The sequence below is a fragment of the Tabrizicola sp. TH137 genome, assembly GCF_002855575.1.
GTDB lineage: Bacteria > Pseudomonadota > Alphaproteobacteria > Rhodobacterales > Rhodobacteraceae > Paragemmobacter.
Window position 1 is genome coordinate 392924 of the sequence record NZ_PKRQ01000002.1, and the last position, 24853, is coordinate 417776.

A 24853-nucleotide genomic window follows, 5' to 3' on the forward strand; every position below is an offset into this window, starting at 1 on the left:
GCCGAGGACAGTTCATCCCGGGCGCGGGAATGTCCAGACCTGCCGTCGCCCCGCTCAATCCTCGTCGGGATCACGGCAGAGGATCAGGCAGAGCGTGGCCAGCGGCAAGGCGACGAACAGCGTCAGCATGGCAAGGCCGTGCCGCCCCGCCAGCAAGGCCATCAGGGCAAGACCCGCCGCCACCAGCAGGATGACGGGGGCAACGACAAGCCTCAGCCACGGCCAGCGCGCCAGCCCGGCGCGCAGATGCCCCCCCAGGCGGACCAGCGGCGACGCGGCCCGCGCCACGGCTTGGACGAAGTCTTCGGTCATCTCTCCCGATCTGTCTTGCAAGCGTCCCTCATCCCCTACGGATGGAATATGGCATATTTTCGGAACGGAATTCACTCCCGCCTGCCATGGCGCCAGAGCGGCCCGGGTTCCGGGTCGATCTTGCTTGCGACATGGTCAATACCCTGCCGTAAGCCCGAAATCCAGCAGGACGCTGGCCCCGGTCACCCCTGCGCTGGCAGGGGACAGCAGGAAGGCCACCTGTGCCGCCACCTCTTCGGCCGTCAGGAAACGCGCGCTTTCGCCCTGCGGGTAAAGCGCAAGAAGGCGGGAAAGATAGGCCTCAGGGTCACCGTCGCCATAACGCTCTGCCTGATGGTCCAGCATCGGCGTGCGGATGTCGGACGGGCAGAGGGCGTTGACCCTGATGCCCTTCGGCGCCAGTTCGCGCGCCAGCGCCCGCGTCATCAGCACCAGCCCCCCCTTCGAGGCGCAATAGATCGCCGCCCCCGCATTGCCCATGATTCCGGCATCCGAGGCGATGTTGACAATCGCCCCGCGCGTCTGTGACAGGGCCGGGATGGCGCGGGATGACAGGAAAAAGGCGGCCTTCAGGTTCACGTCAAGACAGCGGTTCCACTCCGCCTCTGTCGCAAGCTCGGACGGACCCTCGACCCAGACTCCCGCCGCGTTGACCAGCGCGTCGATCCGTCCGAAACGGGCAACCGTCTGCGTGACAACTGCCTCGCAGGCCGCGATGTCGCGCAGATCGGCCCCGATCCGCAGGGCAGACGGCACCGCCTCAAGGCCCGCGGCGGGCAGATCGGTCGCCACGACCTCTGCCCCGAGAGCGGCCAGCAATCGCGCCACCGCGCCGCCGACCCCGCCCGCGGCCCCGGTCACCACGATGGTCTTCGCCGAAAAGAGTCCGGGCGCAAAGATACCCTCCATCCGTCAGCCACCCGGCAGGACGATGGCGCGGATTTCCCCCGGTCGCGCGGGGTTCGCGATGGCCGCCGCCGCCTCGTTCAGCGGCAGGGTGCGCGAGATCAGCGGATCAAGCCGCACCCGCCCGGCTGCGATCATCGCCGCCGCACGGTCCTGCGTGAAGGGATTGATGAAGGAGGACAGGAACTGCACCTCGCGGAAAAGCAGATCGAAAGGCTCGATCTGGACTTTCTGGCCCGCCGAAAGGACACCAAGGATCACCACCCGCCCGCCATCGCGCGCCAGCCGGGGGGCGCTTTCGACCGTCTCGCTGACGCCCGCGCATTCCACCACCAGATCCGCCCCATTCGGCCAGATCGCCCGCGCCTCAGCCTCACTTCCCGCCGCCTCTGCCGCGCCCAGGCTGCGCCCCAGCGCCTGTTTGCTGTCCGACCGCGTGACCAGCATCACCTCGGCCCCCGCCAGCGCACAGAGTTGCAGCGCCAGCATCCCGATGACCCCGCCGCCAAGGATCATCACCCGTTCACCCGCCACGGGCGCGCCGATGTCGATGCCGTGGATGGTGCAGGCCAGCGGCTCGCAAAAGGCCCCATGCAGAGGGTCGAGATCGGAGGGCAGAAGATGCGCCTTGTGGGCCGGAAAGGCGCAGAATTCCGCAAAACCGCCATCGCGCCCAAGTCCGGTCGCCACATTCCTGAGGCACAGGTTCACCCGCCCCCGGCGGCAGTTCTCGCAGGTTCCGCACCATGTGTTCGGATCGCAGGTGACCCGCGCGCCTTCGGGCAGCGAAACGCCCTCACCGCAGGCGACCACGATCCCCGCGAATTCATGCCCCAGCGTCAGGGGCGGCTTTGACGGAAACGTCCCATGCAGCAAATGACGGTCCGTCCCGCAGATGCCGCAAGCCTCCACCCGGATCAGCACTTCGCCCGGGGCAGGGGTGGGGATGGGCACATCAGCCGTGCGCACATCGCCGATAGAAAAAAGTCGTGTGGCCTTCATTGTGCTGTCCTCCCGCAGCCATAGGGGCAGGCAGAGTCAAGAAGGTCAATCCTGCCCGTCAGCGCTGCGCCAGCACATCATAATGCGTGCCAGATCCGATCTTCTCGAACTTCCTAAATCCGGCATCCCGTAGCATGGTCTCGAAGCTGCCGGCGTCCAGCCAGGCTTCATCGCACTCATAGAAGATCATGCTGATGTCTTCGGCGAGGCTCGACTTCAACAATTCCTTCACGACCACGGGTTCGTGCCCTTCTACGTCGATCTTGACGACGATGGGCAAGCCGGGGATCCGGCGCCAACGGAGCAGACCAACAGCATCAACAAGCTCGATCTCGATGGCGCGCAGCGATGTCGAACCTTCCGAGGAACGCAGGCTTGCGCCGCCGGAATGACTTTCATTCAGATGGATGACAGTACGTCCAACCTGTCCAGAGACGGCCGCCTCGATCACCTCGACCGAACCAGATACGGCGTTCAAGGCCAGGTTCTTTCGCAGAAGTGCCGCAGTTCCTGGCACTGGTTCGAATGCAACGCAGCCCCTGCAATTGGGGTTACGTGCAGCAAGAATGGAATAAAGGCCCTGATTGGCACCGATGTCCATGAAATGAAAGTCCCTGCCAATCCCGGCAATCAGGTCCGACAGGTAATTCCCGTAGCTGCCATAGACGTAGAATCTGAACGTCGTATCCTGCCAGTTCGCGGCAAGCCGGATGCCGTAAGCCGAGGAAACAACGGGACGTCGAAGTCCGCGCTGCAACGCAACCACAACCCGGTAAGCCCGATTTTTCAGGCGCCGGGTCAGTCCGCCAAGCCCTTCGGTTCGATAAACTGCGACCGCGCGGTCAAACTTCTTCACGTCTGCATGCCAATCTGATCTTGTTCAGTGGAAACCTGCGGCACTCGAACGACTGTCGAAATCACATCACGTAAAGGTTAATTCCGCAACTCCTCAACCCTGAAATCACGCAGGATGCCCTTCGTGGCCGCAAACCAGGCGCTCTCACGGGTGCGGGCCTGATGCGCGTCAAAGGCGGCGCGGTCGCGGAAGCTTTCCATGACATCGAAGATCATCGGATCATCCGTCTCGTCGATGCTGAAGGACAGACACCCCGCCTCCGCCCGCGTCGCCGCGACATGCGCGGGGCGATGCTCCAGCACCGCCGCCCGTTCCGCCTCGCTCATGCAGACCAGTCGTCCCGACAGCCGGATCATTCGAGTTCGATCGTCCCGGGCGGCTTCGACGTGCAATCGTAGAAGACGCGGTTCACACCCGGCACCTCGTTGATGATCCGCGTGGCGGTCTCGCCGAGGAAATCATGGGTGAAGGGGTAGTAATCCGCCGTCATGCCGTCAACCGAGGTCACGGCGCGCAGGGCCAGCGCATAATCATAGGTGCGCCCGTCGCCCATTACGCCGACGGTTCGCATCGGAAGGATCGCGGCGAAGGCCTGCCAGATGTCGTCGTAAAGCCCGTGCTTGCGGATCTGGTCGATATAGACGGCATCGGCGCGGCGCAGGATATCCAGCTTCTCGCGCGTGATCTCGCCGGGGCAGCGGATGGCAAGGCCGGGGCCGGGGAAGGGGTGGCGGCCGATGAAGGCATCCGGCAGGCCCAGTTCGCGGCCCAATGCGCGCACTTCGTCCTTGAACAGCTCGCGCAGGGGTTCGACCAGTTTCATCCCCATCTTCTCCGGCAGGCCGCCCACATTGTGATGCGACTTGATGGTGACCGACGGGCCACCCGAGAAGGAGACGCTTTCGATCACATCCGGGTAGAGTGTGCCTTGCGCGAGGAAGGTGGCCCCGCCCACGGATTTTGCATGTTTTTCGAAAACCTCGATGAAGAGGCGGCCGATGGTCTTGCGCTTCACCTCCGGGTCGGACACGCCCTCGAGCGCGCCGAGGAACAGGTCGCTTTCATCGGCATGGATGAGCGGCATGTTGTAATGATCGCGGAACATGGTGACGACCTGTTCCGCCTCGCCCAGACGCAGAAGGCCGTGATCGACGAAGACGCAGGTCAGTTGGTCCCCGATCGCCTCGTGGATCAGGACGGCGGCGACAGAGCTGTCCACACCGCCCGACAGGCCGCAGATCACCTTCTGGTCGCCGACCTGTTCGCGGATCTTACGGATCGCTTCCTCGCGATAGGCGCCCATCGTCCAGTCGCCCTTGAAGCCGGCGAGGCGGATGAAATTCTCATAGAGTTTCGCGCCCTTCGGGGTGTGGTGCACCTCGGGGTGAAACTGGACGGCGTAGAAATGGCGTTCCGGGTTCGCAGTGATGGCGAAAGGCGCGTTGGGCGAGGTGCCCAGCACCTGAAAGCCCGGCGCGATCGCGGAGACGTGGTCGCCATGCGACATCCAGACCTGTTCGCGCCCGCCATGGCCATCATCGGTGTCGAACCAGCCCGACAGGATGGGATGGGTCGTCGGCGTGGGGGTCACAAAGGCCCGGCCGAATTCGGCTGTGCCATGGCCGCGCTCCACCTTGCCGCCCAGGCAATGCATCATCACCTGCTGGCCATAGCAGATGCCGAGGATCGGGATGCCAAGATCGAACACACCTTTCGGCGGCATCGGCGCGCCTTCGGCAAAGACCGAGGCGGGGCCGCCCGAGAAGATCACCGCCTTGGGGGCAAAGGCCGCAAGGAAGGCGTCATCCACCTTGTTGAAGGGATGGATCTCGCAATAGACGTTCAACTCGCGCAGTCGGCGCGCGATGAGCTGCGTCACCTGGCTGCCGAAGTCGATGATGAGAAGGCGGTCATGGATGCTCTGGGTCATGCGCCCGCGTAGCCGTTGCGACCGGATTTCGCAAGGGGGCGCAGGTCAGGAAGGCCGGGGGTCTTGCCCCTGTGCCGGCCGGTTCCCGAACCGCGGGCGAACCGGTCGGCAGACCCGACGATTTCCACCAGAAGGAAGCCGGGGCCGCTCCCGGCCCGGTGTCGCGGACGGCGAGTGCGCATGTCGCTTTTGCACCTCAAGCGCCGCATTCGACGGGCGCGGGCCGGGGCTTTGGGCGCATAAGCAGGCAAAACGTTCCGCCCCCTCATGCGGCGGCAGACATGGAGAGAAAGATGAGCGACGCGGATGTTGCAGTGGCCGGGGCAGGGCGCAGGGCGCGGGGCGGCGGCGGATCGGCCCGTCGCGCCGAACGGACGGCGGTCAGCCTGGAAACCGCGAAGTTCATCCAGCGCAACATCCCGAATTTCGAGATCCTGAACGAAGAGGCGCTTCAGATCATCGAATGGAATGCCGAGACGGTTCTGGAAGAGATCGGCGTGAACTTCGTTGAAAATCCCGAAGCGCTGAAGCGCTGGAAGGATGCAGGTGCCGATGTGCAGGGCGAGCGTGTCCGCATTCCGCGTGGCCTCGCCCGCGCGCTCTGCGCCACCGCCCCTTCGACCTTCACCCAGCATGCCCGCAACCCGGAGCGGAATGTCGAGATCGGCGGACGCAACCTCGTCCTCGCCCCGGTCTATGGCCCCCCCTTCGTGCGCGACATGGAAGGCGGCCGCCGCTATGCGACCATCGAGGATTTCCGCAATTTCGTGAAACTGGGCTACATGTCCAAATGGCTGCACCATTCCGGCGGTACGGTCTGCGAACCGACCGACATCGCCGTGAACAAGCGCCATCTCGACATGCTGCTGGCGCATATGACCCTGTCCGACAAACCCTTCATGGGGTCCGTCACCGAACCCAGCCGCGCCGAGGATTCGGTGGAAATGTCCAAGATCCTGTTCGGGTCGGATTTCGTCGATCAGAACACGGTGATGACCTCGCTCATCAACATCAACAGCCCGCTGACCTTTGACGGGATCATGATGGGCGCGCTGGAAGTCTATGCCCGCGCCAACCAGGCGGCCATCGTGTCGCCCTTCATCGTGGGGGGCGCAATGGCCCCGGTGACCGTGGCAGGCACCCTGACACAGGTGCTGGCCGAGGTGCTGGCCGGCGTGGCCTATAGCCAGTTGATCCGCAAGGGCGCGCCGGTGATCTTCGGCGCCTTTGTGACCTCGATCGACATGAACTCCGGCGCCCCCACCTTCGGCACGCCGGAAGCCGCGCATATCACCTATGGCGCGGGCCAGCTTGCCCGCCGCCTGAACCTTCCCTACCGCTCCGGCGGGTCCTTCTGCGGATCGAAGCTGCCGGATGCGCAGGCCGCCTATGAAACGGCGAACAGCCTGAACATGGCGCTGCTGGCGGGCGTCAACTTCATGCTGCATGCCTGCGGCTGGCTGGAAGGCGGTCTTGTCTCCTCCTACGAGAAATTCGTGATGGATGCAGATCAGCTTGGCACGCTGCATCACCTCGCCCAGGGGATCATCATGGATCAGAACGGGCAGGGCATGGATGCCATCCGCGAGGTCGGCCCCGGCGGCCATTACCTTGGCTGCGAGCACACGCAGGCGAATTTCAAATCGGCCTTCTGGCGTTCCGACCTGCTGGATTACAAGCCGTTCGAGACTTGGGCCGAAGAAGGCGCGCGCGACACGATGCAACTCGCGAACGAGCGGGTGAAGAAGCAGTTGAACGATTACCAGCAGCCCGCGCTTGACCAAGGCATCCGCGACGCGCTGGAGGATTATGTGGCCAGGACAAAGGCCTCCATGCCGGATGCCTTCATCTGACACTGGCTGCAATTCGGCAGGGCAGGGGGGCGCGGGCAACCGGCGCCCCCCGATCTTTTCCAGGGTCATTCGTGACGCAGGGATTTCTCCGCCAGAAGGGCGATCATCACCTCGACATGGCGCAGGCAGGACCATGTCGGGTCACCCGACCGCCGCGCCAGTTCCAGCCTTTCTTCCAGCCCGGCCAGAACACCGATCACCGCGTCGGACCTTACACCGGTGCCGATCAGCCGGGGCAGGTCCCTGTCACTCCGATACTCTTCCATCCCATGGCGCGCGGCCGAGATGAGCAGGCGCGGCCGACGTGTCGGGGCAGCCTCGGAGGCGCAGGCAGGCAGGGTGCGGGCAGCAGGAACAGGGGACATGGCAGGCTCCTCCAGATCGGGCCTCCATCCTAGGGGCGGCCAAGCCGGTGTTGCGCGGTGACGGGAGTCAGCGCGCGCCGCTGTCAGGTTGAGTTGACAATTTCCGGGCAATTCTCGGTTTTGTCCGCCCTCGTTAACCTTTGGGTAACCAATTCTCGTTTGGGTTGAGCCGTGAAGGCTGCAGTGATCACGGGGCGGGCAGAAAGACGATGATGCACGACACCAAGACCCGCTCCCCGATCGAAACCCTGCCGCCATGGCTGCCCGAGGCCGTCCGGCACTACCTTGACCACACGGCCTCAGGCAGCAGCCTGCGCGCGCTGGCTCGCCGCGATGGCGTCTCCGCCTCCACCGTGATGCGTCAGGTAAGGCTGTGCGAGATGCGGCGCGACGATCCGCTCGTCGATGCCGCGCTCGAGGCGCTGCGGCAGGGTCTCGTCGCCGATGGAACGGGGCAAACCCCCAGCCATGACGAGGACCGCATGACAGCCCCGCTGCGCAGCAACCCCATGCCCCAGGACGCCGCCACCCTTGCCGCCGAGGCGCGCCGCGTGCTGCGGCGCCTTGCCGAACCGGGGGCGATCCTCGCCGTCTCCGCCGATCTTGACCGCGCGGTGGTGCTGCGGTCGGAACCGGGCGGCGGGCAAGCGCGGCTTTGTACTGTGGCGCGCAGCGTGGCCCAGGCTTTCGCCCTGAAGGACTGGGTCGCCTGCGACCGCCCCGGCCGCATTTCGGCCTATGCGATCACCGCCGCGGGCCGCTCCGCCCTGCGCCGACTTCTGTCGGAAGACGAGATGCGGGTCGGTGGTGTGCGCGAGGCCCAGTTCATCTATGCCGATCAGCATCGGATCATGGACAGCCGCACCGAGGACGGTGCCGATGGCCCGCGCCGCTTGCGCTACAATGCGGCGGAAAGCCCGGTTTGCGCGCTCGGTCGCAAGGTGGATCGCGACGGAAAACCCTATCTCTCGGCCGATCTCGTCCGGGTGGCGGAGCGGCTGCGCGAGGATTTCGAACTGGCCCAGATGGGGCCGCGGGTGGCGCAGAATTGGGAACGTTTCCTGACGGGCGGGGATCGTGGCACGTTTGGTTCGTCCCATCACCCCGCCGAAGGCCCGCGCGCCGCACGCGACCGCGTGGCAGATGCGCTGCGCGATCTTGGCCCCGGCCTGGGCGATGTGGTCCTGCGGGTCTGCTGCTTCCTCGAAGGGATCGAAACGACCGAACGTCATCTTGGCTGGGCCGCCCGGTCCGGAAAGATCGTGCTGCGGATCGCCTTGCAGCGGCTGAAGCGCTTCTACGAGGAAAACGGCCACCGCAGCCGGATCGGCTAGGCGCTGCCGATCCCGCCCAGCACGAGCAGCACCGAAAGGCCCATCAGCCAGACCGAGGCAGCCCGCCGCATGACCCCCATCCCCGGCGCGGCACGTCCCGCCCGGGGCAGCACCACGCCCATCCCGCCCCACAGCATGGCCACCACCACGATGCAGGCGCCGAGCAGGGCAAAGCCCGTTGCCGTCGCCCCGGCTGCGGGCAGGAGCACGACCCCCATCACCACGCCCTTCGGGTTCAGCGCCGTCGTCAGGGCAAGGCGCCTGGCCGTCACCGTTCCCGTCTCGGCCATCGCCTCGTCCGGTCGCCACAGCCGCACCGCAAGATAAAGAACCCAAATCCCTGCCGCCACCGCAACCACTGGCCGCGCCGCCGCCATCGGCCCGGCAAGCCTGTCGGACAAGAGCGCAAGGGGAAGGATCACCGAAAGATAGGCCGCCAACTCCACCGGGATCAGCCGCGCCACCCGGGCCCAGCCGCCTTCGCTGCCCGCAACCAGCATCAACGTATTGGTCGGCCCCGGCGTCAGCAGCAAGGCCAGCAGGGCAAGGGTCAGTTCAAGATGGGTCATTCTCCGGCCTCCCTCGGACAGCGCCCCCTGTTACCATGCGCCCCGCGCGCCCCCATGATCTGGATCAAGAGGGGCAGTCCTGCATCTCCTGCAACCCCCCGCGTCATCCGCGCCGGTTGCGCCCGAAGGCGCAAGGGCGTATTTCCAGACCCATCCCTTGGGAGGAAAACCCTTTGCGCGACCTCAAGCTTCCCGATCAGCGCCACCCCGAAAAGGCGCACCGCCCGGACAATGCCCAGCCGAAGAAGCCAGACTGGATTCGCGTCAAGGCCCCCACGTCCGAAGGTTACAAGAAGACACGCGATATCCTGAAGGAAAAGAAACTTGTGACGGTGTGCGAAGAGGCGGGCTGTCCGAATGTCGGTGAATGCTGGTCGCAGGGCCATGCTACCATGATGATCATGGGGGAAATCTGCACCCGTGGCTGCACCTTCTGCAACGTCGCCACCGGCAAGCCGCAGGCGCTCGACGCTTTCGAGCCGGGGCGTGTGGCCCATGCGGTGGAACAGCTCGGCTTGAAGCATGTGGTCATCACCTCGGTTGACCGGGATGATCTGGAAGATGGCGGGGCAGAGCATTTCGCCCAGACCATCCGCGCCATCCGCCATCGCGCCCCCGGCACGACGATCGAAATTCTCACGCCGGATTTCCTGAAATGCCCGCCTTCGGCGCTGGAAACCGTGGTCGAGGCGCGGCCCGATGTCTTCAACCACAATCTCGAAACCGTTCCCGGCCTCTATCCCGAAGTGCGCCCCGGCGCCCGCTACTTCCATTCCTTGCGCCTTTTGCAGAAGGTGAAGGAGATGGACCCCGGCATGTTCACCAAATCCGGCATCATGGTCGGGCTCGGCGAGGATCGGCAATCGGTTCTACAGGTCATGGATGACATGCGTGCCGCGGATGTCGATTTCCTCACCATCGGCCAGTATCTGCAACCGACGCCAAAGCACCACCATGTCGCGCGTTTCGTCACCCCGAATGAATTCAAGGGCTATGAGACGGCTGCCTATGGCAAGGGCTTTCTGATGGTCTCCGCCACGCCGCTCACGCGGTCCTCCTACCATGCCGGCGACGATTTCGACCGTCTCCGGGCGGCGCGCTTCGCAAAGCTCGGGCGCGGCTGAAGATGAAGATATGGACGCTCTGGTTGCAGGGGCGCAAAGCTGCGCCGGAGTTCGTCCAGAAGGTTTTTCTCCTTTGGGAAGCGTTGAACCCTGGCTGTAAGGTGACCGTGCTTGAAAAGGCGGATGCGGACCGCATCCTCGGCACAATCGGGCTCAGGAAGGACCATCTGTCGCCGCAGGTTCAGGCGAATTTCGTTCGCACCTGGCTTTTGGCGAATGAGGGCGGGGTCTGGGTTGACTCAACCCTCCTGCCCACGCGATCCCTCGAAAGCTGGCTGCCCGATCTTCTTGATCCGGCAGGGTTCTTTGCCTTCTCATCCTCAGGCGATCCAAATCTCGTCCTGCAAAACTGGTTTCTTGCCGCGCGGCCCGAAAACACCCTCATTCAGGCATGGCTGGCGAATTACGCCGACTACTTCCAGTCAGAACGCCGTTGGCCAAGCTGGAAGCGCGCCCTCTATCATGGCAGGCCAGTGGACTTTATCCGCCATCGTCTGGCTGTCAGACGGCGCGACATGACATGGTTCGTCGATCCCGCGCGCGGGCGCAACTGCCTGTTCTATCCCTATGCGGCGCACAACTACTGTCTCGCCCAGGTCCTTGCCTCCCGCACTGACGTCCGCGCGATCTGGAATAGGGTTCCCTTTCGAACGGCCGATCTGCCGCTCGCTCTCGGACGGTCGTCGCAAGACCCGGAAACACCCGAGGACACCTTCTTCAAAACCGTTCCCGAATACCTGCCCCTCTCACCGGTGCACAAGCTGAACCATCGGGATGGACGCTTTTCCCGGATTGCAAGCATGGTTGCAGAAATCAACGGCATTTCCGTCGGCTGACGCCATCCGCTCTCCAAGGTCCGGCAGGTCAGCCCAGGCAGCGCTCAGAACTTGAACCCGACCGATGCGTCCAGCGTCATGCTGGTGTTGTTCCCGTCTGCGGCACCGAACTGCGCATAGGCCCCGTTGGAAAAGCCGTATTCCGCCTCAACCCCCACAAGGTTGTTCTGCACGGTCCCATCCTCGGTGCGGATATGGCCCCGCACTGTCAGGGAGTCGCTGACCGAGAAGCCCACATAGGCCAGCGCCGCATCAGTGGCGCCCACGATCCGCTGGCTGATCAGGTAAAGCCCCATGTCGAATTGACCCGACGCATGGGCCGCGCCCAGCGTGATCCCCAGATTGCCATCCTCGCCTTCGATCACGCCCTCGATCTGGCTGTCGATCCCGGCCTCGTATTCCCCGGCCACCTGCCAATGCGTCCCCGATTGATGCGTCAGGCGGTGGATGGACGCACCATAGCGCAGCATCCCGGTTTCCGCCGTGAAGCGCGCACCATAGATCTGTTCGTCGAGCGACTTGGCCAGCCCGCTCGCGATCGACGTGGTCCGCGCCTCAAAGCCGATCTGCTGTTCCCGGATCCCCGCGAAATCCGGAATGTCGATGAATTTATCCGCCACAGGCTGCGGCGCACCAAGCGCAAGCTCGCCCAGACCGACCCCGAAGGTCACCGCCGCGAAGGGAAGCGAGGCATCTGCGCCCGTCTCCAGATTCTCGTCGATCTCGCCGCCCAGTTCGAAACCGAACGGCCCCTCATAGCGCAGCATCAGCTCGGCCGCGCCAAGGGTGCCGGAGGCGCCGTTGCGGCGCGTATGTTCGAACTCGATGTCCCCCGAAAAGCTCAGGGCATCCATGCCCTGCGCGACCACGGGAACCGGTGCAAGAAAACACAGCAGCGCCAGCGCGCCGCCCGAAAGCCTGTTCATTGGATACACCATACTGCTCTGTTTTTTTACAGACCTACCACGTATGGGGTTTCCCTGCAATCACAAGGCGGTGCCTCTGCGCGATTATCAGGATATGTCCTATTCTGCGGCGGGCACCTTCTTCAGATAGGCCGCCACGGCCTGCCGGTCGGCATCCGGCAGTTTGGCCATGTTTGAAACCACATGCGCCATATGCCCGCCCGCGCTGTCGAACTCTGGCGTGAAGCCGCTGGTCAGATAGGTGACGATCTCGCCCGTGGACCAGGTCAGCTTGGCCGGCGTGATGTTCGGAATCTGGCCCTCGCCCGATGGATTCGGCGCCCCGGCAAGCCAGCGCCCGGTATCCATCGCACCCAGCGCATTGCGCGGGGTGTGGCATTCGCCGCAATGGGCCAGGGCCTCCACGATCTCGCGCCCCCGCGTTTCTTCCGGCGTCAACTCACCCGTCAGGACCCAGTCGGTATTCAGGAACAGCGCCTTCCACACCCCCACACTGCGCCGGATGTTGAAGGGAAAGCCCATCTCATGCGGCAGGCTTGCCGCATCGGAGGGCGGGAGGGTCTGCATATGGGCATGGATATCCGCCACATCCTGCGGCTGCATCTTCGCGTAAGAGGCATAGGGCAGGGCAGGGTAGTAATGCGCCCCCTCGGGTGACACCCCCCTCATCAGGGCATTGCCCAGATCGGCCACGGACCACCCTCCGATCCCCGCTTCGGAGGGCGAGATGTTGGGGGCGATGAAGGTCCCGAAATCCGACGGGAACCGCTGCCCTCCCGCCAGCACAAGCTCCGCCTCGCCCGTCGCCCCCGGTGCCATGTGGCACGAGGCGCAGCCTGCCGCGGCGAAGACCAGTTCGCCCCGCGCCGGATCGCCGACAAGCCCGTCGAAGGTGGCGGCCGGCAGGGGATCAGGTCCGGTGATCCACCATCCCCCGGCGGCGCCGCCAAGGGCAAGGATGGCAAGGGCGGGGATCAGGCGCATGGCAAAGCCTCCGTCGGCAAAGGTGGTGGCCGCAGCCTAGCCGCACCGTCCCCTCCCGACCAGTGACGAAGTCGCGAAGCCTTCCCTCAGGGCTTGATCTTCTGCGGCACCAGCCATTCGGGCCAGCCGAACATCCATTCATAGCCGAAGATCAGCAGACACAAGGCAATCACGCCGAAAACCAGCTTCACCCGTTCGGGCGAAGGCGGGTTGCGCGCCCATTGCGCCATCCGGACCAGCCACATCGGATTCATCCGCTCACTCCGTAAACCGCACCTTCCCGATATAGGGAAGGTTGCGATTGCGCTGTGCGAAATCAATCCCGTAGCCCACCACGAATTCATCGGGGATTTCGAACCCCGTCCAGGTCGCCTTGATCTCCACCTCGCGGCGCGACGGCTTGTCCAGCAGGGCACAGACCTCCAGCCGCTTCGGCTCCCGGCTCAGTAGCAGGTTCTTCACATGATGCAGGGTAAAGCCGGTATCCACGATATCCTCCACCACCAGCACATCGCGCCCCGCGATCTCGCCGCGCAGGTCTTTCAGGATGCGCACCTCGCGGCTGGAATGCATCGCATCGCCGTAGGAGGACGCCTCAAGGAAATCCACCTCCACCGGCAGGTCGATCTCGCGCACCAGATCGGCGATGAAGACGAAGGACCCCCGCAGAAGTCCCACCACCACAAGCTTGTCTGTCCCCGAGAAATGCGTCGTGATCTCGGCCGCAAGCGCCTCGACCCGCGCGGCAATCGCCTTGGCGCTGATCATCTGATCTATGACATAAGGCCGCTCCGGCATCCCGTCCCCCTTGATTTCCCGCCCCGGTCTACCCAAAACGGGGGACTGTGTCACGAAGTCAGGCGCCGCCATGCCCACCCATCACGAAACCAAGCGCCTGCCCTATACGGCACAGCAGATGTACGACCTCGTCGCCGATGTCGGCTCCTATCCGAAATTCCTGCCCTGGAACTCCGCCGCCCGGATTCGTTCGCGCAAATCCCTTCCCGACGGGTCCGAGGTGATGGAGGCCGATCTCGTGATCTCCTTCAAGGTTTTCCGCGAAAGGTTCGGCAGCCGCGTCACGCTCTGGCCCGCGACGAAGAAGATCGACACGGTCTATATCGAAGGTCCCTTCAAGCACATGAAATCCACCTGGGCCTTCCGCGATGTCGAAGGCGGCTGCGAGGTGGAATTCTTCGTCGATTTCGAATTCCGCAATGCCATCCTCCAGGGGATCATCGGGGTCGTGTTCAACGATGCCATGCAACGGGTGGTGCGCGCCTTCGAACGCCGCGCGGCGGAACTGCACGGCCCCCGGATGTGACGCGACGGAAACCGCGCCGCGGGGCGTAACAGGACCATTCACCGTCCTGTCCAGGGGAATTGCCATGCTCCGCCTTCTCATGCTCCTTCTCGTCATCGCCTTTCCGGCAAGCGCCGAAACCATCCGCCTCGGCGACCGTGCCTATCGCATCGACCTGCCACCCCGCGCGACCGGCGCGCCCATCATCCTCGCCCTGCATGGCGGCGGCGGCAGCGCCGATCAGTTCGCGCGCTCCTCCGGCCTGTCGGGCCCGGCCAACCGGCAGGGCTATGCGGTGATCTATCCCGAAGGCACCGGCCGCGCCGGCACCTGGAATGGCGGCTACTGCTGTGGCGCCGCGCAACGCCAAAGGATTGACGACATCGCCTTCCTCGATGCCGTCATAGCGGATGCTGTCGCCCGGTTCCGGTTGGACGGCGGTCGGGTCTATGTCACCGGCATGTCGAACGGTGCGATCATGGCCGAAACCTATGCCGCCCTGCGTCCCGCCCGGGTGCGCGCCGTGGCGGGCGTGGCCGGAACGATGGACACCCGCCGCTTCCGGCCCACCGGTCCTGTCCCGCTCCTGCATATCCATGGCACCGCCGACAGCATGGTCCCCTATGCGGGCGGGCAGGGGGATACCAGCCTCACCCGAACCCGCTTCGCCTCGGTCGCCTCGGTCGAAGCGGCTTTCCTCGCCCCGTTCCCCGTCCTCGCCCGCACCGAAAGGGTGATCGACGGCGCGGATGACGGGATGCGGGTCATCGAACGCAACTACACCGACAGCCGCGGCGTGACGCAGCTCCGCATCCTGACCATCGAAGGGGGCGGCCATGCCTGGCCCGGCAGCCGCCGCGCGGCGCGTCAGGGCGGCACTGCCGACATCACCGCCAATGCCGAAGTGTTGCGTTTCTTCGCCGAACATCCCTGATCATGGGAGGGGCGCAGGTCGTCGCGCCCCGGCCTTCAGGCGAGCGCCCTTGCCAGCAGCGCCAGCGCATGCTCCACCGTCGCCCGCCGCACGGCGGCACGGCCAAGCGGCCCGAATTCGACCGTCTCCACCACTGTCGGCTTGCCCGCCTGCGCCAGCCCGAAGCACACGCGCCCCTCCGGCTTGAACTCCGATCCACCCGGTCCCGCGATCCCGGTCACCGAAACGGCCAGCGTGGCGCGCGACGCGCGCAGCGCCCCTTCCGCCATCTCCTGCGCCACCTCTTCCGACACCGCGCCCCGGGCGGCCAGTGTCTCCGCCCTGACCCCCAGCATCTCGCGCTTGGCGTCATTCGAATAGGTCACGAACCCCCGCTCGAACACATCCGACGATCCCGCCACATCCGTCAGCGCCCCGGCGATCAGCCCGCCGGTGCAGCTTTCGGCGGTGGCGATCCGCACCCCCCAATACCGCGCCGCCTGCAAGACCTCCGTCGCCGTCGCCATCCGCCTCACCCCATCAGAAGGCCATGCGCCACGCCCGCCGCGATCACCACGCCGACCCCGGCAAAAAGCCCCGCCCAGATGTCATCCAGCATCACGCCAAGGGCATCCCCCCGCGCATCCGCCCGCCCCACCAGCCAGGGCTTCCAGATGTCGAACAGCCGGAACAGAAGGAAAGCCACCAGCCAGCCGGGATAGGGCATCCACCCCTCGAAATCCCGCCACCAGAAGGCGAAAGAGGGAAAAAGCAGCGCGATCCACTGCCCTGCCACCTCGTCGATCACCACTTCTCCAGGGTCATCCCCCGGCCCGCAGACCGCCTTGCAGGCGGCAAAGCCCGCGACCAGCACCGCCACCGTCGCCAGCGCCAGCCCCGGAAACCCCGCAAAACGGTCGATCACCACGCCAAGGCCCAGCGCAACCGCCGATCCCCAGGTCCCCGGCGCCGGCCGCAGGAGCCCCACGCCGAAAAAGGTCGCCAGCCACCTCACGCCTTCACCAGGCAGGCCGTCGCCAGCGCGGCGATGCCTTCCTCCCGGCCGGTGAAGCCAAGGCGTTCCGACGTGGTGGCCTTGACGCTCACCCGATCCGGCTCCACCCCCATGATCTGGGCCAGCGCAGCCTGCATCGCCGCCGCATGGGGCCCGATCTTCGGCCGCTCGCAGACCAGCGTCACGTCGCAATTGCCCAGGTCGAAGCCGCGCGCCCGCATGAGCTCGGTCGCATGGCGCAGGAAGATATGGCTTTCCGCCCCCTTCCACTGCGGGTCGCTCGGCGGGAAATGCCGCCCGATATCGCCCTCGGCAAGCGCGCCATAGATCGCATCCGTCAGGGCATGCATCCCCACATCGGCATCCGAATGGCCCAGCAGCGCGCGCCCATGCGGCACCTTCACCCCGCACAGCCAGACATGATCCCCCTCCGTGAAGGCATGCACGTCATAGCCGTTGCCCAGCCGCACCTCCATCCCGCGCCCTTTCAGGATCGCCTCCGCCCGTGCGAAATCCGCCGCGAAGGTCAGTTTCAGATTGGCTTCCTCGCCCTCCACGATGGCCACGTCAAGGCCCGCCGCCCGCGCCACTTCCACATCATCCGCGGCAGCCCCCATATGCGCGCGATGGGCGGCGAGGATCTCGGCAAACCGGAACCCCTGCGGCGTCTGCGCCCGCCACAATCCACTGCGGTCCTGCGTCCCCGCGACAAGTCCTTCCGCCCCGCGCCACAGCGCATCCGTCACGGGCAGGGCAGGGGCCGCGCCCGGATGCCCTTGCAACGCGGTCAGCACCCGCGCGATCACCGCGCCGGAAACAAGCGGCCGCGCCCCGTCATGGATCAGGACCTGCATCACCGCGCTGCCCGCCAGCGCCTCCAGCGCATTCCCGACCGAGGCATCCCGCGTCGGCCCGCCATCGACAAGGTCACAGCCCGCCGCCACCGCCTCGGCCATGCTCCGGTCATCGGGATGGATCACCACCACGATCCTGTCCACATGGCCACGGAAGGCGTCGATCGTATGCGCCAGCACGGGCCGGCCCGCCAGCATCTGCCACTGCTTGGGCAGCGTGCCCCCGGCACGGCTGCCGCGCCCTGCGGCCACGATCACGGCTGCCGTTGTCATTCCCGGCGCGACTCCCATCCTTGCGCGACTTGCGCTTGCTCCCTTCCTAGGCCACACCGCCGCGCCTGACAATCTGGCGCGCCCTGCGGCAAACATGCCTAAATAATGTGCAACGCCAGTTTTTCAGACATACTGAGTTGCATGGCGCTTGGCTTTGCGCCCGGATCGCCCCTACCACCGACCTATCTGCACAAGGAACAGGCAATTGGCCCTCTGCCTCGGACCCCAGACGATCACGCCGCCGGTGCTGCTTGCCCCGCTCGCGGGGATCACTGATCTGCCCTATCGCCGCCTCGTCGCGCGCTTCGGGGCGGGCCTTGTCGTGTCCGAGATGGTCGCCAGCCAGGAAGTCGTACAGGCCCAGCCCGAAGCCCGCGCCCGGGCCGAGCTTGGCCTTGAAGATCAGGCGACCTCGGTCCAGCTTGCCGGGCGCGATCCCTACTGGATGGCTGAAGCTGCCCGCTTGATGGAGGCGAATGGCGCAAGGATCATCGACATCAACATGGGATGCCCCTCGAAACGGGTGACGACCGGCCTCTGCGGTTCGGCCCTGTTGCGCGATCTCGACCTTGCCCTCGATCTGATCGACAGCGTGGTGAAGGCGGTCAAGCTTCCCGTCACGCTGAAAACGCGGCTTGGCTGGGATGACGACCTGCTCAACGCGCCCGAACTCGCCCGCCGGGCCGAAGGGGCGGGGGTGCGGATGATCGTGATCCATGGCCGCACCCGTTGTCAGTTCTACAAGGGCAAGGCCGACTGGGCCGCCATCGCGCGGGTGAAACAGGCGGTCACCATCCCGGTCATCGCAAATGGCGACATCGTCGATGCCGCCACGGCGCGGCAGGCGCTGGCGCTTTCGGGCGCCGATGGCGTGATGGTCGGCCGCGGCGCGCAGGGCGCGCCCTGGCGGCTGGCCGAAATCGCCCATGCGCTTTATGGAACGGCGGCCCCGGCGATCCCCGAAGGTCCGGCCCTGGCCGACCTCGTTGCCGAACATTACGAGGCGATGCTGGCCTTCTATGGCCCCTCCCTCGGCCTGCGCTGCGCCCGCAAACATCTGGGCTGGTATCTCGATGGGGTCGAAGGCGATGCCCCCCGCCACGCCATCCTGACCTCCGATGACCCGGCACAGGTCCTGCGCCTCGTCCGCGCGGCCTTTGCCGACACGGCCCGAAAACAGGTGGCGGCATGACGCCCTATCGCACGCCATACCCGGTTCCGGGTGTCGTCTGGGCCTCGCTGCCGCTGCCTGCGCTGCTGATCGGTCCCGACAACCGGATCGCCGAGGTCAATCCGGCGGGCGAGATCTTCCTGAACGCCTCCTCGAAATCCCTGATGGGCCAACCCGCCTTCGACAGGCTGTCCATCGACGCCCCGATGGACGAGGCGCTGGCCCGCGCCCGCGTCAACCAGTCACCGCTGTTCATCAACGATGTGGATGTGACCACCGGCGAACGCGCGCCGGTTCAATGCAACATCCAGGTCGCACCGATGCATGACAATGCCGAGGTGATCCTTCTGATCATCTCGCCCCGCGACATTGCCGACCGCCTCGGTCGCGCCATGCAGGTGAAATCCGCCGCCAAATCCGCCATCGGCATGGCCGAGATGCTGGCGCATGAGATCAAGAACCCGCTCGCGGGCATCTCCGGCGCGGCGCAACTCATCGGGATGAACCTGCCGCCCGAAGACCGCGAACTGGCCGATCTCATCGTCGAAGAGACACGCCGCATCGTGAAGCTTCTGGAACAGGTGGAACAGTTCGGCAATCTTCGCCCGCCGGAACGCCGCCCCGTCAACATCCATGACGCGCTCGACCGGGCGCGCAAATCGGCCATGGTGGGCTTTGCCGCCCATATGCAGATCATCGAGGATTACGATCCCTCGCTGCCGCCCACCTATGCCGATCCCGATCAGTTGATGCAGGTCTTCCTCAACCTCATCAAGAACGCGGCCGAGGCCTGCCAGCGCGCCTCCGAAGGTTCGACGATCCGGCTGCACACCTTTTATGACCTGTCGCTGCGCATTCGCGGCAAGGATGGCCGCCCCGCCGCGCTGCCCTTGCAGATCGAGATCATCGACGATGGTCCGGGCATTCCGCCCGAAATCGCCGCCGACATTTTCGAACCCTTCGTTTCGGGCCGCGAGAACGGCACCGGGCTGGGGCTCGCCCTCGTCTCAAAGATCATTTCCGACCATGAAGGATGGATCTCCGTGGATTCGGTGCCCGGGCGCACCGTGTTCCGCGTCTCCCTCCCCATGGTGCCGAAGGACAAGAAGGAGAAAGCCTGATGGATGGCACCGTCCTCGTCGCCGATGACGACCGCACGATCCGAACCGTTCTGACGCAGGCCCTGACGCGGGCCGGCTGCAAGGTCCATGCGACCTCCTCGCTCATGACCCTGATGCGCTGGGTCGAGGAAGGAAAGGGCGATCTGGTCATCTCCGATGTCATCATGCCCGATGGCAACGGTCTGGATGCGCTTCCCCGGATCTCGAAGATGCGGCCCGGCCTGCCGGTCATCGTCATCTCGGCCCAGAACACCATCATGACCGCCATCCAGGCGGCCGAGGCCGAGGCCTTCGATTACCTGCCCAAACCCTTTGACCTGCCCGATCTGATGAAACGCTCCGCCCGCGCGCTGGAACAGAAACGCCGCGCGCCTGCGCGCCCGGTCCAGCCGCGCGAGGCGGGGGATGACCTGCCGCTGGTGGGTCGCACCACCGCGATGCAGGCGCTCTACCGCCTCGTGGCGCGGGTGATGAACACCGATCTCGCCGTCCTCATCACCGGCGAGTCGGGCACCGGCAAAAGCCTGATCGCAAAGGCCATCCACGATTTCTCCGACCGCCGGTCACAACCCTTCGTGGTTGCCCAGGCCTCCGATCTGGCCGGGATGGATGGCCCCTCCGCCCTCATGTCCCGCGCCCGCGGCGGCAGCCTCGTCTTCGACGAGATCGCCGATTACGACGATGACATGCAGGCGCGCATCGTCCGCATGCTCGATCTGGCAGGCGACAACGCGCCCCGCATCATGGCCACCTCGCAAAGCGACCTGTCCGCCCGGATGGAGGGGGGCAACTTCCGGCAGGACCTGTTCTATCGCCTCTCCGGCGTCACGCTGCATGTTCCGGCCCTGCGCGAAAGGGTGGATGACATCCCGCTTCTGGCCGAACATTTCCTAGCCCGCGGCGAACGCGATTACGGCAGCCTGCGGCGCCTGTCCAACGATGCGCGCGAACTCATCCGCGCCTATTCCTGGCCCGGCAATGTCCGGCAACTGGAAAACACGCTGCGTCGTCTGATGGTCACCTCGTCCGAAACGGAAATCACCAAGACCGAGGTAGAGGCCGTTCTGGGCAACCAGCCGGCGATGGAACCTCTCAAGGGCGGTGGAGAGGGGGAAAAGCTGTCGGCCTCCGTCGCCCGCCACCTGAAGCGCTATTTCGACCTGCACGGTGGCCAGCTTCCGCCCGCAGGCGTCTATCAGCGGATATTGCGCGAGGTGGAGATGCCCCTGATCGAGATCGCGCTGGATGCAACCGCCGGAAATCAGGCCAAATGTGCCGATCTCCTCGGGATCAATCGCAATACTTTGCGCAAGAAGATCACCGATCTCGATATCCGCGTGACACGCCGCCGCAAGCTGATGTAAAACCGCAACATCAAGCGTGTCCCCCGCGCCGCAGCGGGGCAGGCGCACAAGATGTGGATTGCGGGGACCTGGTCCCGCCATTTCAGGGGATCGGACGCGGTGCATCGCAGCGTCGGCAACAATACCTGGGCCCGCCTGACCCGCCTGCGCCGCCAGCGTCAGGTCCAGAACGCCATGACCTTCGGTCTGGTCTTCCTCGGCCCGCTGCTTGCCGTCGCGACCTTCCTCGCCCTCGGCCCGCTCAGCCAGGGCGGCAACTCGCCCGCCCTGCGCCTGATCCTGCTGGCCGACCTCGTCTATGTACTGGTCGTGGCCACGCTCGTCCTTGCCCGCGTCGCCCGCATGATCGCGGATCGCCGCAGCAAATCCGCAGGCTCCCGCCTTCACATGCGCCTCACGGTCGTCTTCGCCGTGGTCGCCCTGATCCCCACCGTCCTCGTCGCCGTCTTCGCCGTCATCACGGTGAATTTCGGTCTCGAAGGCTGGTTCTCGGATCGTGTCCGCTCGGTCGTCGGCTCCTCCCTTTCGGCGGCCGAAGCCTATGAAGAGGAGCACCGTCAGGACCTCATCACCGATGCCGAGGCGCTGGCCCGCGAACTCAACCTCTTCAAGCAGTCCATGTTCTTCGTGGATGACAGCCAGATGCGCCCCGTCCTCACCCAGGCGCAGGCCACCATTCAGCGCGGCCTGAAAGAAGCTTATCTGACGAATGGCGCAGGGGAATTGATGACGCGGGGCGAACGCTCCTATCTCTTTGATTTCGAACAGCCCTCGGCGGAAGACCTGCAACGCGCGCGGGCGGGCGAAACCGTGCTGATCCAGGATTGGGGCAACAACGAATTCCGCGCCCTGATCCATCTCGATGCCTTCGCCGATCGCTATCTCTACGTCTCCCGCACGGTGGACGGCTCCATCCTCTCGCTGCTGGACGGCACGCGCGAAACCGTGGCGCTCTACCACCAGCTCGAATCCGAACGCGGGCGCCTTCTGTTCGAATTCGGCCTCCTCTATCTCGGCTTCGCGCTCATCCTCATTCTGGCTGCCGTCTGGCTTGGCCTGTGGTTCGCCGAACGGCTTTCGCGCCCCGTGGGCCGTCTGGCCGAAGCGGCGGAACAGGTCGGCGAAGGCAATCTCGACGTGCAGGTCCGCGAGGAAGAGGGCGATGACGAAATCGCCTCGCTCGGTCGCTCCTTCAACCGCATGACGCGTCAGCTCAAGGGCCAGCGCGAAGCGCTGGTGGATTCGCACAGCCAGACCGAGGCCCGCCGTCGCCTCTTCGATTCCGTGCTCTCCAACGTCACCGCAGGGGTGATCGGGCTGAACTCCGATGGCCGGATGGATTTTGCCAACCGTGCCGCCGAACGTCTGCTGGACATGGGGGCGGGGGGCGATACGCCCCTGGCCGTGGCCGTGCCCGAATTCGGCCCGCTCTTCGACCGCCTGCTGGAAAGCGGCAGTTCTGCCGCACAGGAAGAGGTGCGCCTCACCCGGAAGGGCAAACTGGAAAGCCTGCTTGTCCGCATGTCCGAACGCCGGAACGAGGAGGGGGGGCTCGAAGGCTATGTCGTCGCCTTCGACGACGTGACAGACCTCGTCTCCGCCCAGCGCATGGCCGCCTGGGGGGATGTGGCCCGCCGCATCGCGCATGAGATCAAGAACCCCCTCACGCCCATCGCGCTCTCGGCCGAACGCATCAAGCGCAAGTTCCGCCCGCAGGTGAACGAGCCTGACGATCTCGATCAATACACCGATGTCATCGTCCGCCAGACAAACGACCTGCGCCGGATCGTGGACGAGTTTTCCAAGTTCGCCCGCATGCCCGAACCTGACCGGCGCGAGAATGATCTGACGACCCTGGTCCGCGACGCGACCCTCCTTCAGGAAAGCGGCCAGCCCGGCGTGACCTTCGTCACCGACATCCCGACGGAACCGGTGCTGACGGATCTCGACGCCACCATGATCAGCCAGGCGCTGACAAACCTCATCAAGAACGCCGGAGAAGCAATTGAAACGCTTCACGAAAAAGGCGCGCCCGCCGGCCATCGGCCGGAAATCCGCATCAGCTTTGCAGCCGAAGCCGATGTCGCGATCATTCGCATCATGGACAATGGCGTCGGCCTGCCGCCCGACCGCGCGCGGCTCTTCGAACCCTACGTGACCACCCGCGAAAAGGGCACCGGCCTCGGCCTGCCCATCGTCAAGAAGATCATCGAGGAACATGGCGGCACGCTCGCCCTCCTCGACGCACCCATTTTCCAGGGCAATGACCGACCGGGCGCCATGGCCGAGATCCGGCTTCCGCGCGCCCCCAAGGTCCGCACCCGCAAACCCGCGGCATTGGCCGCCCAGGGGGGATAGATCATGAGCAGCATTCTGATTGTGGACGATGAAAAGGACATCCGCGAACTCATCGCCGATATCCTGAAGGACGAAGGCTATTCCGTCCGCCTCGCCGGAAATTCCGACGATTGCATGGCCGAGATCAATGCCGAACCGCCCGCGCTGATGATCCTCGACATCTGGCTCAAGGACAGCCGCATGGACGGCATCGACATCCTGAAAACCGTCAAGCGTGACAACCCGGATGTGCCCGTGGTCATCATTTCGGGTCACGGCAATATCGAAATCGCCGTCGCAGCCATCAAGCAGGGCGCCTATGACTTCATAGAAAAGCCCTTCAACATCGACCAGCTCATGGTCGTCGTCTCCCGCGCGATGGAAACCTCGCGCCTGCGCCGCGAAAACTCGGAACTGCGCCGCAAGGACGTCACCTCGGCCGAGATGCTGGGATCAAGTCCCGCCTTCAAGGCCCTGAAATCGCAGCTTGAAAAGGTAACGAAGTCGAACGGGCGGGTGATGCTCTCCGGCCCCGCAGGATCGGGCAAGGAAATGGCCGCCCGTTTCATCCATGCCCATTCCAACCGCGCCGGCGCGCCGTTCATCTCCGTTTCTTCGGCCACGATCGAACCCGAACGGATGGAAGAGGTGCTTTTCGGCCGGGAAACCAGCGAAAGGGGTGTCGAAAAGGGGCTTCTCGAACAGGCCCATGGCGGCGTCGTCTATTTCGACGAGGTGGCGGACATGCCCCTCGGCACCCAGTCCAAGATCCTGCGCGTGCTGGTCGAACAGCAATTCACCCGCGCTGGCGGCACCGACAAGGTCCGCGTGGACCTGCGCGTCATCTCTTCCACCACCCGCGACCTGCGCAGCGAAATCGCCTCGGGCCGCTTCCGGCAGGAACTCTATGACCGTCTCAATGTCGTGCCGATCAGCGTCCCGAGCCTTGAGGACCGGCGCGAGGATATCCCCGATCTCACCCGCCATTTCATCGACATGTTCCACCGCTCCCAGGGCCTGCCGCTGCGGGCATTGTCGGGCGAGGCAGAGGCGCTTTTGCAAACCATGTCCTGGCCTGGAAACGTGCGCCAGTTGCGCAATGTGATCGAACGGGTCCTCATCCTCGGCGATGGCACCGGCCCGATCGAGGCGCGCGAACTTCCGGGGCAGGAAACTCCCGAAGGCGATACGGGTCGCCTTGTCCTCGGCGGTGCCATGGCCACCTTGCCGCTGCGCGAGGCGCGCGAAGTCTTTGAACGCGAATATCTTCTGACCCAGATCAACCGCTTTGGCGGCAATATCAGCCGCACGGCCAGTTTCGTGGGCATGGAACGCTCCGCCCTTCACCGCAAGCTCAAGTCGCTCGGCGTCGTGACCACCGCCAAGGCCGGCGGCCGCATGGCCCGTCTGGACGAGGATATGGACGAGGATGAGGGCGAGGAGGTGTGATCACCCAGCGCGGCGGGGCGGGCAGACCTCCGGCCCTGCCATTGACCCACCGCCCC

The 24853-nt window shown here is 65.2% G+C and carries 26 protein-coding genes; 11 read left to right on the plus strand and 15 right to left on the minus strand.

Annotated features, from left to right (window positions below; genetic code table 11):
* Positions 1-54 precede the first annotated feature (54 nt).
* The 6 genes from C0V75_RS07280 to guaA all read right to left on the minus strand — a co-directional run bounded on the left by C0V75_RS07280 (position 55) and on the right by guaA (position 5006).
* Positions 55-312 (minus strand): hypothetical protein, encoded by a 258-nt coding sequence (locus C0V75_RS07280; protein WP_101920242.1) that lies wholly within the window; start codon positions 310-312, stop codon positions 55-57.
* A gap of 135 nt (positions 313-447) precedes the next feature.
* Positions 448-1221 carry an SDR family NAD(P)-dependent oxidoreductase gene (locus C0V75_RS07285; protein WP_101920243.1) on the minus strand — a complete coding sequence of 258 codons (774 nt, stop codon included), beginning with the start codon at positions 1219-1221 and terminating at the stop codon, positions 448-450.
* Positions 1222-1224: 3 nt separating this feature from the next.
* Positions 1225-2220 carry a zinc-dependent alcohol dehydrogenase family protein gene (locus tag C0V75_RS07290; protein WP_101920244.1) on the minus strand — a complete coding sequence of 332 codons (996 nt, stop codon included), beginning with the start codon at positions 2218-2220 and terminating at the stop codon, positions 1225-1227.
* Between the two features lie 58 nt (positions 2221-2278).
* Positions 2279-3076, minus strand: a complete 798-nt coding sequence (locus C0V75_RS07295) for an FkbM family methyltransferase (RefSeq protein ID WP_101920245.1) — start codon at positions 3074-3076, stop codon at positions 2279-2281.
* Between the two features lie 77 nt (positions 3077-3153).
* Positions 3154-3432, minus strand: a complete 279-nt coding sequence (locus tag C0V75_RS07300) for a putative quinol monooxygenase (RefSeq protein WP_101920246.1) — start codon at positions 3430-3432, stop codon at positions 3154-3156.
* Positions 3429-5006, minus strand: a complete 1578-nt coding sequence (gene guaA / locus C0V75_RS07305; protein WP_101920247.1) for a glutamine-hydrolyzing GMP synthase — start codon at positions 5004-5006, stop codon at positions 3429-3431. The genes C0V75_RS07300 and guaA overlap by 4 nt, the downstream gene beginning before the upstream one ends.
* A gap of 293 nt (positions 5007-5299) precedes the next feature.
* Here guaA and C0V75_RS07310 point away from each other — a divergent pair, with 293 nt between their 5' ends.
* Entirely contained in the window at positions 5300-6859 is a 1560-nt protein-coding gene (locus tag C0V75_RS07310; protein ID WP_101920248.1) for a trimethylamine methyltransferase family protein, read from the plus strand.
* A gap of 65 nt (positions 6860-6924) precedes the next feature.
* Here the strand turns inward: C0V75_RS07310 and C0V75_RS07315 are convergent, their stop codons facing one another.
* Positions 6925-7224, minus strand: a complete 300-nt coding sequence (locus C0V75_RS07315; protein ID WP_101920249.1) for a DUF6477 family protein — start codon at positions 7222-7224, stop codon at positions 6925-6927.
* Between the two features lie 209 nt (positions 7225-7433).
* Here C0V75_RS07315 and C0V75_RS07320 point away from each other — a divergent pair, with 209 nt between their 5' ends.
* The gene (locus C0V75_RS07320) at positions 7434-8558 is read left to right on the plus strand and encodes a DUF6456 domain-containing protein (protein ID WP_101920250.1); all 1125 of its coding nucleotides are present in this window, start codon (positions 7434-7436) and stop codon (positions 8556-8558) included.
* On the opposite strand, the gene C0V75_RS07325 is transcribed toward C0V75_RS07320, so the two are convergent.
* A complete protein-coding gene (locus tag C0V75_RS07325) occupies positions 8555-9127 on the minus strand; it encodes a hypothetical protein (RefSeq protein ID WP_101920251.1) in 573 nt (190 codons plus the stop codon). The two genes, C0V75_RS07320 and C0V75_RS07325, sit on opposite strands and share 4 nt — an antisense overlap.
* A gap of 173 nt (positions 9128-9300) precedes the next feature.
* Between C0V75_RS07325 and lipA the strand changes: the two genes are divergently transcribed.
* Entirely contained in the window at positions 9301-10251 is a 951-nt protein-coding gene (gene lipA, locus C0V75_RS07330) for a lipoyl synthase (RefSeq protein WP_254216400.1), read from the plus strand.
* A gap of 2 nt (positions 10252-10253) precedes the next feature.
* On the plus strand, positions 10254-11087 hold the full coding sequence (locus tag C0V75_RS07335) for a capsular polysaccharide synthesis protein (RefSeq protein WP_101920253.1): 834 nt from the start codon (positions 10254-10256) through the stop codon (positions 11085-11087).
* Between the two features lie 44 nt (positions 11088-11131).
* Here the strand turns inward: C0V75_RS07335 and C0V75_RS07340 are convergent, their stop codons facing one another.
* From C0V75_RS07340 to hpt, 4 genes are all read right to left on the minus strand, one after another.
* Positions 11132-12013 (minus strand): hypothetical protein, encoded by an 882-nt coding sequence (locus C0V75_RS07340; protein WP_101920254.1) that lies wholly within the window; start codon positions 12011-12013, stop codon positions 11132-11134.
* Between the two features lie 99 nt (positions 12014-12112).
* Positions 12113-12997 (minus strand): cytochrome c, encoded by an 885-nt coding sequence (locus C0V75_RS07345; RefSeq protein ID WP_101920255.1) that lies wholly within the window; start codon positions 12995-12997, stop codon positions 12113-12115.
* Positions 12998-13083: 86 nt separating this feature from the next.
* On the minus strand, positions 13084-13251 hold the full coding sequence (locus C0V75_RS23150; protein ID WP_173861052.1) for a hypothetical protein: 168 nt from the start codon (positions 13249-13251) through the stop codon (positions 13084-13086).
* Between the two features lie 4 nt (positions 13252-13255).
* The gene (gene hpt / locus C0V75_RS07350) at positions 13256-13795 is read right to left on the minus strand and encodes a hypoxanthine phosphoribosyltransferase (RefSeq protein ID WP_101920256.1); all 540 of its coding nucleotides are present in this window, start codon (positions 13793-13795) and stop codon (positions 13256-13258) included.
* Between the two features lie 70 nt (positions 13796-13865).
* Here hpt and C0V75_RS07355 point away from each other — a divergent pair, with 70 nt between their 5' ends.
* On the plus strand, positions 13866-14321 hold the full coding sequence (locus C0V75_RS07355) for a type II toxin-antitoxin system RatA family toxin (RefSeq protein WP_101920257.1): 456 nt from the start codon (positions 13866-13868) through the stop codon (positions 14319-14321).
* 64 nt (positions 14322-14385) lie between these two features.
* Positions 14386-15234, plus strand: coding sequence for a PHB depolymerase family esterase (locus tag C0V75_RS07360; RefSeq protein ID WP_158241797.1), 849 nt, complete (start codon positions 14386-14388; stop codon positions 15232-15234).
* A 35-nt stretch (positions 15235-15269) separates the two neighbouring features.
* On the opposite strand, the gene C0V75_RS07365 is transcribed toward C0V75_RS07360, so the two are convergent.
* The 3 genes from C0V75_RS07365 to C0V75_RS07375 are packed head-to-tail and all read right to left on the minus strand — an operon-like array spanning position 15270 to position 17355.
* Positions 15270-15740, minus strand: coding sequence for a CinA family protein (locus tag C0V75_RS07365; RefSeq protein ID WP_101920259.1), 471 nt, complete (start codon positions 15738-15740; stop codon positions 15270-15272).
* 5 nt (positions 15741-15745) lie between these two features.
* Complete coding sequence (locus C0V75_RS07370; RefSeq protein WP_101920260.1) at positions 15746-16228, minus strand: phosphatidylglycerophosphatase A; 483 nt, start codon at positions 16226-16228, stop codon at positions 15746-15748.
* On the minus strand, positions 16225-17355 hold the full coding sequence (locus C0V75_RS07375) for a bifunctional 2-C-methyl-D-erythritol 4-phosphate cytidylyltransferase/2-C-methyl-D-erythritol 2,4-cyclodiphosphate synthase (protein WP_101920261.1): 1131 nt from the start codon (positions 17353-17355) through the stop codon (positions 16225-16227). Before C0V75_RS07375 ends, C0V75_RS07370 begins: the two co-directional genes overlap by 4 nt.
* A gap of 205 nt (positions 17356-17560) precedes the next feature.
* Here C0V75_RS07375 and dusB point away from each other — a divergent pair, with 205 nt between their 5' ends.
* The 5 genes from dusB to C0V75_RS07400 are packed head-to-tail and all read left to right on the plus strand — an operon-like array spanning position 17561 to position 24797.
* Entirely contained in the window at positions 17561-18547 is a 987-nt protein-coding gene (dusB, locus tag C0V75_RS07380; RefSeq protein ID WP_101920262.1) for a tRNA dihydrouridine synthase DusB, read from the plus strand.
* Positions 18544-19647, plus strand: coding sequence for a nitrogen regulation protein NR(II) (locus tag C0V75_RS07385; RefSeq protein WP_101920263.1), 1104 nt, complete (start codon positions 18544-18546; stop codon positions 19645-19647). Before dusB ends, C0V75_RS07385 begins: the two co-directional genes overlap by 4 nt.
* Entirely contained in the window at positions 19647-21011 is a 1365-nt protein-coding gene (locus tag C0V75_RS07390; protein ID WP_101920264.1) for a response regulator, read from the plus strand. Before C0V75_RS07385 ends, C0V75_RS07390 begins: the two co-directional genes overlap by 1 nt.
* A 51-nt stretch (positions 21012-21062) precedes the next feature.
* Positions 21063-23369: a PAS domain-containing sensor histidine kinase gene (locus C0V75_RS07395; protein WP_173861053.1), complete on the plus strand. Its 2307-nt coding sequence runs from the start codon at positions 21063-21065 to the stop codon at positions 23367-23369.
* A 3-nt stretch (positions 23370-23372) separates the two neighbouring features.
* On the plus strand, positions 23373-24797 hold the full coding sequence (locus C0V75_RS07400; protein ID WP_101920265.1) for a sigma-54 dependent transcriptional regulator: 1425 nt from the start codon (positions 23373-23375) through the stop codon (positions 24795-24797).
* The last annotated feature ends 56 nt before the right edge of the window (positions 24798-24853 follow it).